Origin of the sequence: Vreelandella hamiltonii, from assembly GCF_014651795.1 — a bacterium.
In the GTDB taxonomy this organism is placed as follows: Bacteria; Pseudomonadota; Gammaproteobacteria; order Pseudomonadales; family Halomonadaceae; genus Vreelandella; species Vreelandella hamiltonii.
This window is the reverse complement of the sequence record NZ_BMXO01000009.1, coordinates 117,662-135,568: the sequence shown is the minus strand read 5'-3', so window position 1 is coordinate 135,568 and position 17,907 is coordinate 117,662. Positions and strand designations below refer to the sequence as shown.

At 61.0% G+C, this 17,907-nt stretch carries 11 protein-coding genes; 4 read left to right on the top strand and 7 right to left on the bottom strand.

The genetic code is table 11. The features are described from left to right. The first annotated feature begins 52 nt into the window (after positions 1-52). The 4 genes from betA (at position 53) to IE061_RS10850 (ending at position 8,515) form a co-directional block, all read left to right on the top strand. A complete protein-coding gene (gene betA, locus IE061_RS10865) occupies positions 53-1,756 on the top strand; it encodes a choline dehydrogenase (RefSeq protein WP_193461606.1) in 1,704 nt (567 codons plus the stop codon). 196 nt (positions 1,757-1,952) lie between these two features. Continuing rightward, entirely contained in the window at positions 1,953-4,439 is a 2,487-nt protein-coding gene (locus tag IE061_RS10860; RefSeq protein WP_193461605.1) for an acyl-CoA dehydrogenase, read from the top strand. Positions 4,440-4,874: 435 nt separating this feature from the next. Beyond that, a complete protein-coding gene (locus IE061_RS10855) occupies positions 4,875-6,794 on the top strand; it encodes an ATP-binding cassette domain-containing protein (RefSeq protein ID WP_193461604.1) in 1,920 nt (639 codons plus the stop codon). A 92-nt stretch (positions 6,795-6,886) separates the two neighbouring features. After that, positions 6,887-8,515 carry a glycerol-3-phosphate dehydrogenase/oxidase gene (locus tag IE061_RS10850; RefSeq protein WP_081137230.1) on the top strand — a complete coding sequence of 543 codons (1,629 nt, stop codon included), beginning with the start codon at positions 6,887-6,889 and terminating at the stop codon, positions 8,513-8,515. 148 nt (positions 8,516-8,663) lie between these two features. Here the strand turns inward: IE061_RS10850 and IE061_RS10845 are convergent, their stop codons facing one another. The 7 genes from IE061_RS10845 to IE061_RS10815 all read right to left on the bottom strand — a co-directional run bounded on the left by IE061_RS10845 (position 8,664) and on the right by IE061_RS10815 (position 17,753). Continuing rightward, complete coding sequence (locus IE061_RS10845; protein WP_193461603.1) at positions 8,664-8,888, bottom strand: hypothetical protein; 225 nt, start codon at positions 8,886-8,888, stop codon at positions 8,664-8,666. Between the two features lie 530 nt (positions 8,889-9,418). Beyond that, positions 9,419-10,903, bottom strand: coding sequence for a glycerol kinase GlpK (glpK, locus tag IE061_RS10840; protein ID WP_193461602.1), 1,485 nt, complete (start codon positions 10,901-10,903; stop codon positions 9,419-9,421). A 134-nt stretch (positions 10,904-11,037) separates the two neighbouring features. Further along, the gene (locus tag IE061_RS10835; RefSeq protein ID WP_016913669.1) at positions 11,038-11,796 is read right to left on the bottom strand and encodes a DeoR/GlpR family transcriptional regulator; all 759 of its coding nucleotides are present in this window, start codon (positions 11,794-11,796) and stop codon (positions 11,038-11,040) included. Positions 11,797-11,899: 103 nt separating this feature from the next. After that, a complete protein-coding gene (locus tag IE061_RS10830; protein WP_193461601.1) occupies positions 11,900-13,729 on the bottom strand; it encodes an SLC13 family permease in 1,830 nt (609 codons plus the stop codon). 181 nt (positions 13,730-13,910) lie between these two features. Then, positions 13,911-14,720, bottom strand: a complete 810-nt coding sequence (locus IE061_RS10825; RefSeq protein ID WP_193461600.1) for an enoyl-CoA hydratase-related protein — start codon at positions 14,718-14,720, stop codon at positions 13,911-13,913. Next, complete coding sequence (locus IE061_RS10820) at positions 14,717-16,888, bottom strand: acetate--CoA ligase family protein (RefSeq protein ID WP_193461599.1); 2,172 nt, start codon at positions 16,886-16,888, stop codon at positions 14,717-14,719. The genes IE061_RS10825 and IE061_RS10820 overlap by 4 nt, the downstream gene beginning before the upstream one ends. A gap of 55 nt (positions 16,889-16,943) precedes the next feature. Continuing rightward, complete coding sequence (locus tag IE061_RS10815; RefSeq protein WP_039178479.1) at positions 16,944-17,753, bottom strand: enoyl-CoA hydratase/isomerase family protein; 810 nt, start codon at positions 17,751-17,753, stop codon at positions 16,944-16,946. Between the last annotated feature and the right edge of the window lie 154 nt (positions 17,754-17,907).

Sequence of the window (17,907 nt, the reverse complement as noted above, 5' to 3'; positions counted from 1 at the left end):
GCCCACCGCCACCGTTTGATGCTCTTTATGTCGTCTTTGCCAAGGTAAACGAATGTCGCAAGTACGTGAATTTGATTATATCGTCATTGGCGCTGGCTCAGCAGGCAACGTGCTGGCCACGCGCCTGACCGAAGACAGCGATGTCAGCGTGCTGCTGCTGGAAGCAGGCGGCCCGGACTACCGCTTCGATTTTCGCACCCAGATGCCCGCCGCGCTGGCGTTTCCACTACAGGGTAAACGCTACAACTGGGCGTTCGAAACCGACCCCGAACCGCATATGGACAACCGCCGCATGGAGTGCGGCCGAGGCAAGGGGCTGGGCGGGTCTTCCTTGATCAACGGCATGTGCTACATTCGCGGCAATGCCCTCGATTACGACCACTGGGCCAAGCAGCCCGGGCTCGAAGAGTGGGATTACCTGAGCTGCCTGCCCTACTTCAAGAAGTGCGAAAACCGTGACATCGGTGCCAATGAGTATCATGGCAGCGATGGCCCGGTGAGCATCACCACGCCCAAGGCGGATAACAACCCGCTGTACCGGACTTTCATCGAAGCGGCCAAGCAGGCGGGCTACCCGGAAACCGAAGACGTCAACGGCTATCAGCAGGAAGGGTTTGGCCCCATGGACCGCTTCGTCACGCCCAAGGGGCGGCGCGCGTCCACGGCCCGTGGCTACCTGGACACCGCCAAACAGCGCAGCAACCTGACCATCGAAACCCATGCCGTTACGGACGTTATCGAGTTCGAGGGCAAGCGTGCCGTGGGCGTCCGCTACGAACGGAAGGGCCAACCCACGCAGGCCCGGGCACGTCGTGAAGTGCTGCTGTGTGGCGGTGCCATTGCTTCGCCGCAGATTCTGCAGCGTTCAGGGGTGGGCAACCCGGAGTGGCTGAAAGAGCTGGGCATCCCCGTGGTGCATGAACTGCCCGGCGTCGGCGAAAACCTCCAGGACCATCTGGAGATGTATATTCAGTACGAGTGCAAGGAGCCCATCTCCCTCTACCCGGCGCTGAAATGGTACAACCAGCTGAAGATTGGTGCCGAGTGGCTGTTCAAGGGAACCGGCATTGGGGCCAGCAACCAGTTCGAATCCTGCGGGTTCATCCGCACCAACGACGAGGAGGAGTGGCCCAACCTGCAATACCACTTCCTGCCCATCGCCATCAGCTACAACGGCAAAAGCGCGGTAGAGGCCCACGGCTTCCAGGCCCACGTCGGTTCCATGCGCTCCGAGAGCCGTGGCCGCATCCGGCTGACTTCCAAAGACCCCCACGCCGCGCCCAGCATCCTGTTCAACTACATGGCCAAGGAAAAGGACTGGCAGGAGTTCCGCGATGCCATACGCCTGACCCGCGAGATCATCGCCCAACCCGCCTTCGACGCCTACCGTGGGCGTGAAATTACCCCCGGCCCCGAGGTACAAAGCGATGCCGAGATGGACAGCTTCGTCAAGCAGCACGCCGAAACCGCCTACCACCCCTGCGGTAGCTGCCGGATGGGCGAAGACGCCATGGCCGTCACCGATGCCCAGGGCCGCGTGCACGGCCTGGAAGGGCTGCGAGTGGTGGATGCTTCGCTGTTCCCGGTGATTCCTACCGGTAACCTGAATGCGCCCACTATCATGCTGGCCGAAAAGATCGCCGATCGCATTCGCGGCCGCGAGCCCCTGCCCCGCGCCCAGGTCGATTACTACATTGCCAATGGGGCACCTGCCAAAGGAACGGCCGCCAAAGGAACGCCTGCCACACAGGCCTGACCCGACCTGCACGCGCTGATCCAGCAACCCGCGCCATGGCATTCGCCATGGCGTTTTTTTATGCCGCAACTGAGCTACAGTGAAGGGTATAAAGCGAACGTATAAGGCCGAAACGCTTGCACACTGCCAAGCGATTCTGCGAATATTCAAACATACGTTTAAATACCTTCAAGACCACCCACCTATGGAGAACCCCATGCTCACCCTACTACTCATCGTGCTGGCCGTGGCTGGCCTGCTGGTGGTGATGCGCCGCGAGGCAGGCGCACCTCCTGCCCTGGCCCTGCTGGGCGTACTGGGCCTGGTCGGCATCGTGCTGGGCGCCCCCGTAACGGGCACTCTGCTGCTGATCGGCGCATTGGCCGTGGCCGTGGCCGGTTTGCCCGCCCTGCGTCGCCTCTGGTTGACCCCACGCATCTTTGCCACCTTCAAGAAAGTGGCCCCCAAGGTGTCTGCCACCGAGCGCACCGCGCTGGAAGCGGGCAGCGTCTCCTGGGATGGAGAGCTGTTTTCCGGCAAGCCCAAGTGGCAGTCGCTGCTGGATTTCAAGGATGACGGCCTGAGCGAAGAAGAGCAGGCCTTTCTGGATGTGCAGTGCGCCAAGGCGGCAGGCATGTGCAACGCCTGGGACATCGCCAAGGAGCGTGCCGACCTGCCCCAGCAACTGTGGGATTACCTGAAGAAGGAAGGCTTCTTCGGCATGATCATCCCGAAGGAGTATGGTGGTCTGGGCTTCTCTGCCAAGGCGCAATCCATGGTACTGCAGAAGCTTTCCGCCAACGAAACGCTGATGGTGACCGTCGGTGTCCCCAACTCCCTGGGCCCCGGCGAGCTGCTGCTCAAGTACGGCACCCAGGCACAGAAGGATCACTACCTGCCGCGCCTGGCCGATGGCCGTGAAATCCCCTGTTTTGGCCTGACCGGCCCGCGCGCAGGCTCCGACGCCACCTCGCTGCCGGATACCGGCGTGGTCTGCAAGCAGGTCATCGATGGCCAGGAAGTGGTCGGGGTGCGCCTCAATTTCGAGAAACGCTGGATCACCCTGGCGCCGATTGCCACTGTAGTGGGCTTGGCATTCCGCCTGTTCGACCCGGAAAAGCTGCTGGGCGACGAAGAAGACCGTGGCATTACGCTGGCCTTGATCCCGCGTGACACGCAGGGCATGGAGATTGGCCGCCGCCACCACCCCATCGGCAGCCCCTTCATGAATGGCCCAATCAAGGGCAAGGACGTGTTCGTACCGCTGGACACCATCATCGGCGGCCCGGACATGATCGGTCAGGGCTGGCGGATGCTGGTGGAGTGCCTGTCGATTGGCCGCTGCATCACGCTGCCTTCGGGCGCTACTGGTACCGCCCGCTATGCGCTGGGCTGGAGCGGCGGCTTTACACGGGTACGTCGTCAGTTCAACGTGCCGGTTGCCGAAATGGAAGGTGTACAGGAGCCGCTGGCTCGCATGGCCTCGCTGGCCTACATCTCTGCCGCCACGGTATACCAGACCGCCAACCTGATCGACCACGGCGAAAAGCCCGCCGTCCCCTCGGCCATTCTGAAAAGCCAGCTGACCGAGTTCCAGCGCGTGCTGCTCAGCGATGCCATGGACGTTCACGGCGGCAAGGCCGTGACCCTCGGCCCACGCAACTACCTGGGCATCGGCTATAGCGCTAACCCCGTCGCGATCACCGTGGAAGGGGCCAACATCATGACCCGCAACCTGATGATCTTTGGTCAGGGCGCCATCCGCTGCCACCCCTACGTGCTTGAGGAGCTGGCCGCCAAGGATGCCAACGACGCAAAAGCATTCGACAAGGCGTTCTTTGGTCATGCGGGCCTGATTTTCGGCAACGCGGCCCGCGCCTTCACGCAGGGCCTCGGCCTCGGCAAGCCCAGCGTACCGTTCAGCGGCCCGGCCGTTGGCTACGCGCAGGACATCGCGCGCCTGTCAGCCGGCTTTGGCCTCTGCGCCGACGCCGCCATGGCCAGCCTGGGCTCCACGCTGAAGAAGCGCGAAATGCTCTCGGCACGACTGGGCGACATTCTCTCCAACCTCTATCTGGCGTCCATGGTGCTCAAGCAGTGGCACACCGGCAACAAGGTAGAAGGCGAAGAAGCGCTGCTGCACTACAGCCTGCAGTTCCTGCTCAACCGCGCTGAACAGGCGTTTGTCGAGATCTTCGACAACCTGCCCAACCGCGCCCTGGGCAAGGTGCTGAAAGTGGTCGTCATGCCGACGGGCCGCCGCTGGAACAAGCCCCATGACGACCTGGCCCGCGACATCGCTCATCGCGTCTCTACCCAGAGTGCCCTGCGCAGCAAGCTGCTGAGCAACACCTGGGACAAGGATGACGGCGCCGAGCGCAATCCGCTGGCCCGCTACAATGCCCTTCTGCAAGAGTACGATCGCGCCGAGGCCATCTACCGTACGGTGAACAAGGCCTATGCCAAGGGCGAGCTGCCGCAAACGGCGCTCCACCCGGAAGCACGTGTGGAAGCCGCGCTGGAGAAAGGGCTGATCAACGAGGAAGACGCCACGTTCATGCGCACCTTCGAGGCCGAAGTGCTCGAAATGCTCACCGTGGATGACTTCGCCTACGATGCCTTTGCCAACGACAAGACGACGCTGATCGACCACAACGCGGCGCCTGCCAAGGCCACGCCGCAAGCAGAAACCAGCATCAAGTAAACGACGCTTGAGCGTGAATGAAACCGGCCTGACACAGGCCGGTTTTTTCGTTTATTGCCTTCCAGAGTTCAAAAATGAAACGCACAGCGCCACTTTGCTTTCCTTCGGCACCGCCCCGTCTTCTGCTCCCCCTCCTCTCCCTTCCCACACCCACTGCGCATGTATTGTGATGGGCTCTCTACGCCTAAAAGCGAATATATGAGCCCCAAAAAAGCGTTGCACGTTCGAAAATGATCAACTAGCCTTTCGTTAATGAAAATATCGCCTTGGTCGGTGGCCTGGAACAGTAGAAAAACAGAGAACAAGCTGCTCGACCGATCTACCCGCGCGATAGACACACTCGTTTTCGCACTACCTGTTCATGACAACAGCTATAACAACACGCATAGCAATATCCATAGCAATATTCATAACAACGACGCTAACGAGATCGGCATGTCCTTACATCTGCAAAACATCGACCACGCCGTCGGCGGTGACCCTCATATCACGGGGGTCGATCTGGCGCTGGAACCGGGCTCTTTCAACGTGCTGCTGGGCAGGACCCTGGCAGGCAAGACCACGCTGATGCGCTTGATGGCCGGCCTGGAACAACCCACCCGCGGGCGCATTTACATGGATGGCAAGGATGTCACCGGCGTTTCGGTACGCAAACGCAACGTTTCCATGGTGTACCAACAGTTCATCAACTACCCCAGCCTGACGGTGCGCGACAACATCGCCTCACCGCTGAAGCTGGCCAGGACGCCCTCCCAGGAGATCAAACGGCGGGTCGAAAGCATTGCGGAAATGTTACATATCGAGCATTTGCTGGAGCGCTACCCCCAGGAGCTTTCCGGGGGTCAGCAACAGCGCACCGCCATGGGCCGTGCGCTGGTCAAGGATGCCGACCTGATCCTGTTCGACGAGCCACTCGTCAACCTCGACTACAAGCTGCGTGAAGAGCTGCGCGACGAACTGCGCGAGCTGTTCAAGGCGCGCAACTGCATTGCCGTGTACGCCACCACCGAGCCCAACGAAGCGCTAGCCCTGGGCGGCACCACCATCAACCTGACCGAGGCCATGGCCAACGAATGGGCGGACTACACCCTGCCTACGCTGGACCTGGACGACTTCATCGGCCTGCAGTACGGCACCGGGCCTGATGGCAGCGTCTACCAACTGCCGACCCAACAGTTCGCCAACCTTTACTGGTTCCGCTATGACTGGTTCCAGCGTGAAGACCTGCAGGAACAGTTCCGGGACATCTACGGTTACGATCTGGGCGTTCCCACCAACTGGACGGCCTACGAGGATATCGCCGAGTTCTTTACCGTCCACGTGGGCGAGATCGATGGCACCAAAGTGTATGGCCACATGGATTATGGTCGCCGCGACCCGTCGTTGGGCTGGCGCTTCCACGACTCCTGGCTGTCGATGGCCGGCATGGGCAGCCCAGGGGTGCCGTTTGGTAATCCCGTCGACGACTGGGGCATCCGCGTGAACGAGGAGAGCCAGCCGGTGGGCGCCAGCGTCAGCCGCGGTGGCGCCACCAACTCACCGGCGTCGGTATTTGCCATGCAAAAAGCCGTGGATTGGCTGCGTGACTTTGCGCCCGCCGAAGCCCAGGGCATGACGTTCGGTGAAGCCGGGCCGGTGCCTGCGCAGGGTCACATTGCCCAGCAAATCTTCTGGTATACCGCCTTCACTGCCGACATGACCGACCCCTCCGTGGCCGTGACCGATGACGAAGGCAACCCGCTGTGGCGCATGGCACCCTCGCCCACGGGCCCGTATTGGGAAGAAGGCATGAAAGTGGGGTATCAGGACGTAGGGGCCTGGACCTTCTTCGACTCCACGCCCGAAGACCGTCGTACGGCGGCCTGGCTGTTCGCCCAGTTCACCGTGGCCAAGACCACCTCGCTGGAAAAACTGATGCACGGTCTCACACCCATTCGTGAATCCGATATCTTCTCGGACCAGATGACCGAAATGGCCCCCAAACTCGGCGGCCTGGTGGAGTTCTACCGCAGCCCCAACGAGTCCAACTGGACGCCGACCGGCACCAACGTGCCTGACTATCCGCGTATGGCACCGCTGTGGTGGCAAAACCTGGCACCGGTCATGAGCGGTGAAGTCACGCCCCAGGAAGGTCTGGACAAGCTGGCGGCCGACATGGACAACACCATGAATCGCCTGGCTCGGGCCAATGTGTTCGACAGCTATGCCCCGGTACTCAACGAAGAGCGTGACCCCCAGTACTGGCTGGATCAGGACGGCGCGCCCAAACCAAAACTCGACGATGAAATGCCGCAGGGTACCACCGTGCCCTACGACGAAATGATGGAAGCCTGGATGGCTGCAGGCACTCGCTGAGCCCTTGGGCGGGCGCAAGCCCGCCCATCGTTTCAGGAGTCAGTGACGACCGCGTGCCAAGCTGGGGCTTTTTCTTGATAAGTGGATCCGCCATGAAACTGCGTAACCGTAATGTAGAGAAATTGCACACTGATGACTTTGACGCACTGATCATTGGTGGTGGCATCAATGGTGCAGCCAGCGCTGCGGCGCTGGCCGGCAAAGGCGCCAAAGTGGCCCTGATTGACCGTGGTGACTTCGCTGGCAGTACCAGCATGCACTCCTCCAACCTGGTTTGGGGGGGAATCAAGTATATGGAAAGCAAGGACTTTGCCCTGGTGCGCAAGCTCTGCAAGAGCCGTAACCACCTGATCAAGAGCTACCCTTCGACGGTGGAAGAAATTCGCTTTTTGACCACCATCACCCAAGGCTTTCGGCACTCGCCCCGCTATCTGTGGGCGGGTACCTGGCTGTACTGGCTGATGGGCAATGGCTTTACACGCCTGCCCCGCCTGCTGTCTCCCAGGAAACTCAAGCAGGAAGAGCCCATCATCGATATCAAGGATGCCGTGGGCGGGTTCGAATATTCCGATGCCTACCTGCACGACAACGATGCCCGCTTCGTCTTCAACTTCGTGCGCCATGCGTTGAACTACGGTGCCGTCGCCGCCAATTACGTCGAGTCGCTGGGCGCCGAACGCGATGGCGAACACTGGGTCACCCGCGCCCGCAACGTCATGGACGGCACGACCTTCAATATTCGTTCCAAAGTGTTGATCAACGCCGCCGGGCCGTGGGTCGACCAGCACAATGCTCTGACGGGCCAGAAGACCACCCATCAGCACTTGTACTCCAAGGGCATTCACCTCATCGTGCCCCAGCTCACGGCGACCAAGCGCGTGCTGGCCTTCTTTGCCGATGATGGCCGTCTGTTCTTCGTGATCCCCATGGGCAATCGTACCTGTATCGGTACCACCGATACGCACATGGAAAGCCCTGAAGTCGATGTCACGGCAGACGACATCGCCTTCGTGCTGGAAAACATCAACAAGCGACTGACACTGGACAAGCCGCTGACCCAGGATGACATCATCTCCACCCGCTGCGGCGTGCGGCCGCTGGCCATCAAGGCCGAACAAGGCAGCGACCGAGACTTTCTGCAGCTGTCACGCAAGCACGTCATCGATACCAACCCGGAAAGCGCGCATATCAGCATCTTTGGCGGCAAGCTGACCGACTGCCTGAACGTGGGCGATGAAATTTCCGGTGAAGTCATGAAACTGGGCGTTACCCTGCCCGACCCCAGTTTTCACTGGTACGGTGAGCCACCCGAGCCGGTCAAGCAGCAGTTCATGGACCAGGCCAAGCGCATGAATCTGGACGCCATGACGGCCGCCACCTCCTCCGAGCCGCTATCCTCTCGGCTGTGGCGACGCTACGCCGAACAGGCCATCCCGATGCTGGAAAAGATCCGCCAGGACCCTTCGGAGGCCGATATTCTCATCGAAGGCACCGAGTACATCCGCTGTGAAATCGAGCATGCCCGAGACCATGAAATGATTACCCAGCTGGAAGATTTTCTGCGTCGGCGTGCCAAGGTGTCGATGGTGGTTCATCATGAGCAGCTACGCCACTCCAGCGGGTTGCAAGAAGCCTGCCGCGTGCTGTTCGGTGAAGAGGCCGAGGCACGCCTGGCCACTTACTTTGCGGAAAACCGCGATACTTCTCGCCCCCCCAGCTAACCCGCCAGCCTGGCGTAAAACCCCCGCTTGCGGGTGCACGCCCAATAAAAACCCAATAAAAACCCAATAAAAACCCAATAAAAACCCAATAAAAAGCCCCCTGCCATCACTGGCAGGGGGCCAATCAGTTCAACAAGCGAGTGACGACCTACTCGTCGTGTACCACCGCCAGTTGAGAGTCGCCGGCCAACACTTCATCCCAGGCCTCTTCCAGGGTACACCCCAGTCGGCTGTCGATGGTGTCGATGACCTCGACCGCGTGTTGCAGCGACTCGCGATTGCCTTTTAGCGCCAGGACCAGTTTGGCCAGATCCTGTTTACTGAAAGTGCTAGCGATACGGTCAGCTTGTTGGCTCAATTCGATGCAGTTCATGGTAAGTCCCTCATGGTATGCTCAGCCGCTGCCTGTTACGGTTCACGGAGTGTGGTAATCAAGCAGCCATCTTATTAATGAAGAATGATGACATTGCTACTCATGCTGGGCCGGGTAAGTGCCCAGTTCGGTAACTGCGAAACGGTCACAAGCGTTACAAGACCTTCGCCTTTGGCGCTTTGGTAAAACATCAGCGCCTCGGTGTGTAGCAAGGAACCCTGCGGCGTATCGGGATAACAAGACACCGCCGTGATCCATGACTTCACTATGGTTCACGGGGGCAATACTCACAATGCACCCTTGGCAGCAGGCGCGGTTGTAGTTTGACTACAGAAACGTCAAAACCATGAAAGTGCTGATGGTTACTTTCACAAGCGCAGTTAAACGACTGTTTTAAATGAAACTTGAAAAACAAGTAAGAGTGCTAACAAAAAACTGAATACTGAAAAAACATAATAAAAAAAACGCCACCCTTGTTTGGGCAGCGTTTATTGCTTGAATCCAGGCAGCAAATAGGCGCGATATAGAGGCTACGTGGAGCGCACGCGGGAAACGGCATCCAACCAGCCCTGATAAAGCTGTTCGCGAGTCGCCTCCTCCATGCTGGGTGTGAAGCTCTTCTCGCAGCGCCACAGCTGTTCGATCTCTTCCAGGGTGTCGTACCACCCCAGCCGCAGCCCAGCCAGATACGCCGCCCCCAGCGCCGTGGTTTCCAGAATCGTCGGTCGATCCACCTGCACGTTGAGCATGTCGGCCAGAAACTGCATCACCCAGCTATTTTTCACCATGCCGCCATCGACACGCAGGTTGCCTGGCGCGGCATCCATGTCATCGTTCATGCAGAGCTGAAGGTCTCGAGTCTGGTAACACACCGCCTGCAGCCCGGCCGCGACGATTTCGGCGATCCCGGTATCCCGAGTCAGGCCAAAAATGGCGCCGCGGGCCTTGGGGTCCCAATGGGGGGCACCCAGCCCGGTAAAGGCAGGCACCAGGTACACGCTGTGCCCGCTACGGGTTTTCTGGGCCAAGGCTTCGGTTTCCGAGGCGTCGGCAAACAGGTTCAGTCCGTCACGCAGCCACTGCACGGTCGCCCCGGCCACGAAGATACTGCCCTCCATGGCGTAGGTGGGCTTGCCGTTGATCCGGTAACCCACGGTGGTCAGCAGGCGGTTGCGGGAAACCGACGGCGTATCGCCGGTATTCACGATCATGAAACAGCCCGTACCGTACGTGCTTTTGCCCATGCCGGGTTTGAAGCAGGCTTGCCCGACCAGGGCTGCCTGCTGGTCACCCGCAACCCCGGCGATGGGCAAGGCAGCCCCCAGCCAGTGGGCTGCCATCGTGCCAAAGTCGTCGCTGGAGTCTTTCACGTCAGGCAGCATGTTGGCGGGCACGTCGAACAGCGCCAGCAGCTCATCGTCCCAACGCTGCTCATGAATGTTGAACAGCGCCGTGCGCGAGGCGTTGGTGGCATCGGTGACGTGCTGTTGGCCTTCGGTCAAGCGCCAGATCAGGAAGCTGTCGATGGTACCGAAGGCCAGCTCCCCCTTGGCCGCCCGTTCGCGAGCGCCCTCGACCCGATCGAGTATCCAGGCCAGCTTGGTGGCAGAGAAGTAGGGGTCGATCAGCAGGCCGGTTTTGGCCTGCACCGCCTCGGTATGGCCCTCGTCCCGCAGCGCCTGACAGCGTTCGGAGGTGCGCCGATCCTGCCAGACGATGGCGTTATAGAGTGGCTTGCCCGTGGCGCGATCCCACACCACCGTGGTTTCTCGCTGGTTGGTGATGCCGACACCGTCTATCTGTTCGGCACTGACCCGGGCCTTGGCCAGCACCTCTCGGCAAGTCGCCACTACGGAGTCCCAGATATCCTCCGGGTCGTGCTCGATCCAACCGTCCTGGGGAAAGTGCTGGGGAAACTCCTGCTGGGCAACGGCCGCTACCTGGCCCTGGCGGTCGAAGAGAATGGTACGAGAGCTGGTGGTACCTTGATCGATGGCAAGAATGAAGGAGGACATATCGTGTTCACTTTGTTGTAGGGTTCTTTCGATTTTGTCGGTTTTGTTTCGTTTTATTATGCTCCAAGGCTACGCCAGCGGCTCGCAATGCTCAAGTATGAAACTTGCCAAGGTGGCATGCCCTTCACGCTGGGTCAGGCGATGTGCAGCGCCACATCGTGCTGGGTAAGCAGACGGGTAATCGACTCCGGCGGCCGACGGTCGGTGAACAGCGCATCCAGTTGCGACAGATTGCCCTGACGCACCACCGGGTTACGGTGAAACTTCGAGTAGTCGGCAGCGAGATACACCCGACGAGAGTTGGCGATAATGGCCTGGGCCACTCGCACTTCCTGGTAGTCGAACTCCAGCAGCGAGCCATCTTCATCGATACCACTGATACCGATGATGCCGTAATCCACCTTGAACTGATTGATGAAGTCGATGGTGGCTTCACCGATGATGCCGCCATCCCGCGAACGCACCTGCCCCCCGGCGATAATCACCGTGAAGTCTTCCTTGTGCTGCAGGATGGCAGCCACGTTCAGGTTGTTGGTGATGATTTCCAGCCCCTGGTGCTCCAGCAGCGCCTGGGCAATCATCTCGTTGCTGGTACCGATATTGATGAACAGTGAAGCATGGTGAGGAATATGCTGGGCCATGCAGCGGGCAATCCGCTCTTTCTCTTCCAGGTGCAGCGTCTTGCGCGTGCTGTAGGCGGTGTTCACCGTGCTCGACTCGACCCCTACACCGCCATGCACGCGCCGGACGCGCCCATCATTGGCCAGGGTATTCAGATCACGCCGGATGGTCTGGGGCGTTACCGCAAAATGTTCGGTCAGTTGCTCAATGCTCATGTAACCATGCTGGCGCACCAGCTCGACAATGGCATCCTGGCGATACTGCTGGTTCATAAGCCCGGCCTGTTCGTTATTGGTTGATCCATGTGCGTAATAGATTAGCAAAATTTTCGATATCCAATCACGCGAACATGACCCAAAGCCGATGAAACGTCACTTATAGCGGCCAGACCCACAGAATCATCGGTATCGCCACGCACATCACCACCAGCGAAAGCGGCAATCCCAGCTTCCAGTAATCACCAAAGCGGTAGCCCCCTGGCCCCAGCACCAGGGTGTTGGACTGATGACCGATAGGCGTGAGGAAGGCACAAGAGGCGCTGACGGCCACCACCATCAGGAAGGGGTCCAGGGAAACGTCGAATCCATTGGCCAGGCTGGCGGCAATGGGCGCCATCAGCAGCGCGGCAGCGGCATTATTGACCACGTTCGACAGCAGCATGGAGAGCAGAAAGAGCCCCGCCAGGGAGACGATCACCGGCCACTCCAGGCCAAAGGTCAGCAGCGCGTTGGCAATGATCGCCGCCCCGCCGCTGGTTTCCAGCGCTTCGCCCACCGGCAGCATGGCCGCCAGCAGCACAATCACCGGCCCGTCGATGGCCTGATACCCCTCTCGCAGCGGCAGCACGCCGATCAACAGCGACACCAGCGCCGCCGTGCTCATGGCCACCGCAGCGGGCAGCAGATCCAGCAGCATGGCGATAATAGCCAGCACGAAAATACCGATCGAGAGCAACAGTTTGCGCGGCTGGCCCAGGTTCAGCTCGCGGTTGGCCAGCGGCAGGCAGCCCAGCGTGGCCAGGCTGTCGGCGATCTCGTTTTCGCTGCCCTGCAGCAGCAGGACGTCGCCGGTTTGAAAGCGAATGTCACGCAGCCGCTGCTTGAGTCGGGCACCGTCACGGGCCACCGCCACCAGATGCAGGCCAAACTGATGATGCAGGCGCAGTTGGCGCACGCTGCGATTGACCATCATCGAGTCGTTGCGCACCACCGCTTCGATCAACTGCAGCCCTTCGGTATCGACGGGCTGGCGCTCCTTCGCCGCTTGCTCGTCGCTTTCGTTCTCTTCGGCATCGTCAGGCTCGGCAATGACGCTCAGGCCCACCTTGTCTTCCAGCAGCCTCAACTCATCGGGGCCTGCCTCCAGCAGCAGGATATCGCCCTCGCGCAGTACGCCGTGGAAACGGTAGCCTGCCCGCCGATCATCGTCGCGCACCACCGCCAGCACGGGAATGGTCTCTTCCAGTTCGTCGCGCAGCTGTTGCAGCGTCAGCCCATTGGCTTTGGAGGCCTCGCTGACCTTGAGTTCGACCAGGTAATTGGCGGTATCGAACATGTCATCACCCGCCGACTGGGCATTGCGTTTGGGGGTGAATCGCCAGCCCACCAGCACAATGAAGGCCAGACCCACCAACGCCACCGCAGCACCCACGGGCGTAAAGCTGAACATGCCGAAATTTTCGCCCGTGATATTGCCACGATACGCCGAGATGATGATGTTCGGCGGAGTACCGATCAGGGTGGTCAGGCCGCCCAGCAGCGAGCCGAACGCCAGCGGCATCAACAGCAGTGAAGGCGACGTATCGTGTTCTCGCGCCAGGCGCATGGCCACCGGCAGCAGCAGTGCCAATGCCCCAACATTGTTCATGACCCCCGACAACAGCACCACCGTGCCCACCAGCACCAGCAGCTGCAGCATCAGGCGCTCCCCGACCTTGAGCACCTGATGGGCAATGACGTCCACCACCCCTGAGCGTTCGAAACCACGGCTCAGCACCAGCACGGCGGCAACGGTGATCACCGCCGGGTGGCCAAAGCCCATGAACGCATCGTCTGCGGGTACCAGCCCCAGCATGACCGAGCCCAACAAGGCCGCCAGGGCCACCAGATCATAGCGAAAACGCCCCCAGACAAACGCCGCTAGGGTGAGTCCAAGAACTACAAACACCAACGTGCTGGGCGCAAGCCCCAAACTTTCCATGGACATAGAGTGCCATCTCCCTGAGCGTTACAGCGGCGCGACTCCCTCCGCCATCTTCTCATTACATTAGACGATCACAAGCAGGCCGTACAGCCTCTGAACAACCGTCATTCACTGCGCAGGGAGCCGCAAAACGCTCGGCAAAACCGAGCGTTAGAGGCGTACCAGGGGAGGTGCAAGTTCAGCGTCAAGCGGGGCGATGCAGGCGCGCCAGCAAGCGTTCGACGGCCTCCAGGTGCTCGGGCTCGTTATGGCACAGCCCTTGGAACACGGCGCAAACGTCCAGGAAAGCTTTCAGCTCCATGTCCGGTGCCATTTTCATCAGCCGCTTGGTCAGGCGTGTGGCCTTGGGGGGCTGGCTGGCCAGACGCGCTGCATGGGCCATGGTAGCCTCCATGAGCTGTTCAGGCTCGACCACTTCCAGCACGACGCCGTAGGCAAGCGCCTCGTCGGCATCGATCACGCGGCCCGACAGGGTCAGTTCGAAGGCACGCTGATAGCCGATCTGGCGCTGCAGGAACCAGGCACCGCCATCGCCGGGAATGATGCCCAGATTGAGAAACGTCTCGCCGAAGCTCGCCTTGCGGGAAGCAATACGTAAATCCGCCATATTGGCCAGGTCGAACCCGGCACCGATGGCCGCACCATTCACGGCGGCAATGATCGGCACTTCCACCTGGGCAAGTGCCAGCGGCATGCGCTGAATGCCCTGGCGATAACGCTCGGCGACTTCTGCCACGTCGCCAGCGAAGTCACCGCTGCGGTTGGCCATGTCCTTGACATTGCCGCCTGCACAGAAGGCGCTGCCTGCCCCTGTGATGACCAGCACCGATACCTCTGGACAAGCATTGACCCACCGAGCCGTGGCCACGATGTCATCCACCAGTGCCGTGCCGGTCAAGGCATTGCGCACGTCATGGCGGTTCAAGGTCAGCGTAGCGACCCGCTCGTGCAGCGTCAGGGTGGCATCGGTCAAGCTGGGCAACGTCATCGTCATTGGTCGCGCTCCACGATAATGCGGGCATCCACGATGGCATACCCGGTAGGGTGCCCCTGCGGATAGGCCAGCACGGGGTTCAAGTCGAGTTCCTGAATCTCGGGGTAGGTCTCCACCAGCCGCGAGACCTGCATCAGCAGAGCCACCAGGGCCGGTTTGTCCACACCGGCAGCGCCGCGCACGCCGTCGAGGACTTTCTGCGCCTTGATCTGTTCCACCATGGCGTAGGCGTCCCGCTCGCTCAGCGGCAGAGCCCGGAAGGCAACATCTTCCAGCACCTCCACGAAAATGCCGCCCAGGCCAAACATCACCACCGGCCCGAATACCGGGTCACGGAACATGCCGATGATCACTTCGACCCCTGGCTGGGCCATGGGGCTCACCAGCACGCCTTCGAAGCGGGCCCGGGGGTCGTAGGCATGGGCATTGTGCTGGATGGCCTGGAACGCCTCGCGCAGCGCCTCTTCCCCGCTCAGGTGGAGCTTGACGCCGCCCGCATCGGATTTGTGCAGAATGTCCCGCGACACCACCTTCATGGCCAAGGGCTGCTGGCCTGCCTGCTCGATGACCGATGTCAGCTCATCGGCTTGGCTGACCCACCACTGGGGGGGCACGGCAATGCCGTGTTCGGCCAACAGTGCCTTGGCTTCGAACTCGAACAGGTCGCGCCCTTCCGCGCGGGCCCCGGCGAGCAGCTCGGCTCCCTTGGCCGTGGGCTGCCAGGGCGTCTCCAGGCGTCGAACCTGCGTCAGGTACTCGCCTCGCTCGCCCAGCGCCGCCAACACCCTGACCGCGTGTTCGATGGAGGCATACACCGGCAGCCCTGATTCATGCAGGTGGCGCAGCGCAGGCGGCTTGATGGGCGCGTACAGGCTGTACACCACCAACGGCTTTTCGCTGCCCTGGGCCAACGCCAGCAGTTGCTTTGCCCCCTGCAGCTCATCGTCGGCCAGCGACTCGGAAAACCGCAGGCTGTAGCCACCCAACATGCCTACCAGGAAGACGCTGTCGACGCCGGGGTCGGCCATCACGATCTCGACACAGCGAGCCAGCAGCGACGGACGGGCATCCGAGGAGCCCGCCACATCCACAGGGTTGTCCAGCGCCGCCTGAGGAAGCAGCACCTCCTCCAGAGCATGACGCGTGGACGGTGCCAGCATCGCCAGGCTCAGCCCGGCTTCGGCGAGCCGGTCGGCGGCGATGGTGGCCTGGCCGCCGCCGTCGGAAATCACCGCGACCCGCTTGCCGGGCGCCTGCTGCAACTGCCCCAGGCCTTCGGCAACCGGCAGGATCTCGTCGGAGTACTGCACCACGCTGACACCCACCTGACGCAGCAGGTCTACCGTCATCTGGTAGCTGCCTGCCAGGGCGCCGGTGTGCGAGCTGGCCGCTTTTTGCCCCTGCTCGGTGGCGCCGGATTTGTACACCACCACCGGCTTGTGCGCCGTGACCTGGCGGGCCACGTCCAGAAAGCGCCGTCCATCCCGAAACCCTTCCACGTACAGGGTCGCCACTCGGGTATGCGGGTCCTCACCGAGATAGCGCAGGTAGTCGTTGAAACCAATGTCGCTTTGGTTACCGGGGCCAATATAGCTACTGAACCCCACCTGGCCGTTATGCTGTGCTTCCAGGGCCAGCGCCAGCAGCATATTGCCCGATTGCGAGACGATACCGATGTCGCCTGCCCTGACATTGGTCAGGTCCAGCAGGTTGATGCGCTGATGCAGGTTGAACAGACCGGAGGTGTTGGGGCCGATGATGCGCACCCCATGCGCCTCGGCCGCCGCCATCATCGCTTCCTCCAGGGCAGCACCCGCCGCCCCGGTTTCGCCGAACCCGCTGGCCAGCACTACCGTGCCCTTGATCCCCTGACGGCCACATTCGGCAATCAGCGCCGGTACACTGGCAGCCGGGGTACACAGCAGAGCCAGCTCCGGCGTACCCGGCATGTCCGCCAGTGAGGGCCAGGCCGGAATGTCGAGAATCTGCTCCGCCTTGGGGTTGATGGGGTAGATCGCCCCCTCATAGCCGCCCTTGATCAACCCCAGCAGGGCTTTGTAGCCGCGCTTGGTCGGGTCGGCAGAGGCACCGACGATAGCGATACCCGTTGGGGAAAGCAGTGTATGCAGCGGGCTGCGGGAGCCGTGTGATTCGTTGAAGCGGTTCATGACGTGACCTGTAGGGCAAAACGGACGATAAAAGGATTGCAAGGTGGCAGCCGGCTCATTTGCCCTGAAAACGCGGGGCACGTCGTGCGGCAAAGGCATCGACCCCTTCTTGCCAATCGTCGGTGATCGAGCAGGTAAACACGGCGTCCAGCTCCTGCTGAAGCTGGCTTTCCATGCTGGTTTCGCTGGCGCGATTGAGCAGCGGCTTGAGCATCGCCATGGAGACCGGCGCCTGCCCGGCCAGCCGAGTAGCCAGCGCCTGGGCCTGGGCCATCAGTTCGGCTCCCGGATGGTTGGCCAGTGCCAGACCGATCCGAGTGGCCTCCACGCCATCGATGCGGTCGCCCAGATACAGCAGGCGGCGCGCCTGGCCCAGGCCCACCCACTGGGGCAGGCGCTTCGAAACACCGCCCCCGACACAGGTGCCAATACTAGTTTCCGGAAAGCCGATCTGGGCATCCTCGGCCATGACGATGAAATCACAGGCCACGGCCATTTCTGCCCCCGCCCCCAAGGCATAGCCATTCACGGCCGCCACCACCGGCTTGCCCAGCTGGTCGATGGCTTCACAGGCATCATTGCCCAACTGCAGATAAGCCCGCCGCTGAAACAGCGAGCGCTGGGCACTGCCATGGGCTTTCATGTCCGCGCCGACACAAAAGGCGCGCCCCTCTCCGGTCAGGATCACCGCTCTTACCTGCGCTGCGTGCTGGGCAAAGCGCAGGGCGTCGAGCAACTCTTCATAAAGGGTTTCAATCACCGCGTTCAGCCGGTGGGGTCGGTTGAACCGCAGGGTCAGCACGTGTTCATCCAGAGAGATCAGGAGCGTTTCATAGGTGGGCAGCGCGGGCGCGTCGGCAGACATGATGCTGTTGGTAACCTCGTTCGGAAAAAACAAATAAGGAAACGATTGTTCCTTTAAATAGAAAAAGAGAAACAAACGTACTGCCGAACGATAGGACACTGCTGGGGGATAATCAATACATTCGTGACAAAAACATTTATCATTGGCACAAACG

Coding starts and splice junctions, on each gene's coding strand:
- betA (WP_193461606.1), top strand. CDS start 53: ATGTCGCAAGTACGTGAATTTGATTATATCGTCATTGGCGCTGGCTCA.
- IE061_RS10860 (WP_193461605.1), top strand. CDS start 1,953: ATGCTCACCCTACTACTCATCGTGCTGGCCGTGGCTGGCCTGCTGGTG.
- IE061_RS10855 (WP_193461604.1), top strand. CDS start 4,875: ATGTCCTTACATCTGCAAAACATCGACCACGCCGTCGGCGGTGACCCT.
- IE061_RS10850 (WP_081137230.1), top strand. CDS start 6,887: ATGAAACTGCGTAACCGTAATGTAGAGAAATTGCACACTGATGACTTT.
- IE061_RS10845 (WP_193461603.1), bottom strand. CDS start 8,888: ATGAACTGCATCGAATTGAGCCAACAAGCTGACCGTATCGCTAGCACT.
- glpK (WP_193461602.1), bottom strand. CDS start 10,903: ATGTCCTCCTTCATTCTTGCCATCGATCAAGGTACCACCAGCTCTCGT.
- IE061_RS10835 (WP_016913669.1), bottom strand. CDS start 11,796: ATGAACCAGCAGTATCGCCAGGATGCCATTGTCGAGCTGGTGCGCCAG.
- IE061_RS10830 (WP_193461601.1), bottom strand. CDS start 13,729: ATGTCCATGGAAAGTTTGGGGCTTGCGCCCAGCACGTTGGTGTTTGTA.
- IE061_RS10825 (WP_193461600.1), bottom strand. CDS start 14,720: ATGACGATGACGTTGCCCAGCTTGACCGATGCCACCCTGACGCTGCAC.
- IE061_RS10820 (WP_193461599.1), bottom strand. CDS start 16,888: ATGAACCGCTTCAACGAATCACACGGCTCCCGCAGCCCGCTGCATACA.
- IE061_RS10815 (WP_039178479.1), bottom strand. CDS start 17,753: ATGTCTGCCGACGCGCCCGCGCTGCCCACCTATGAAACGCTCCTGATC.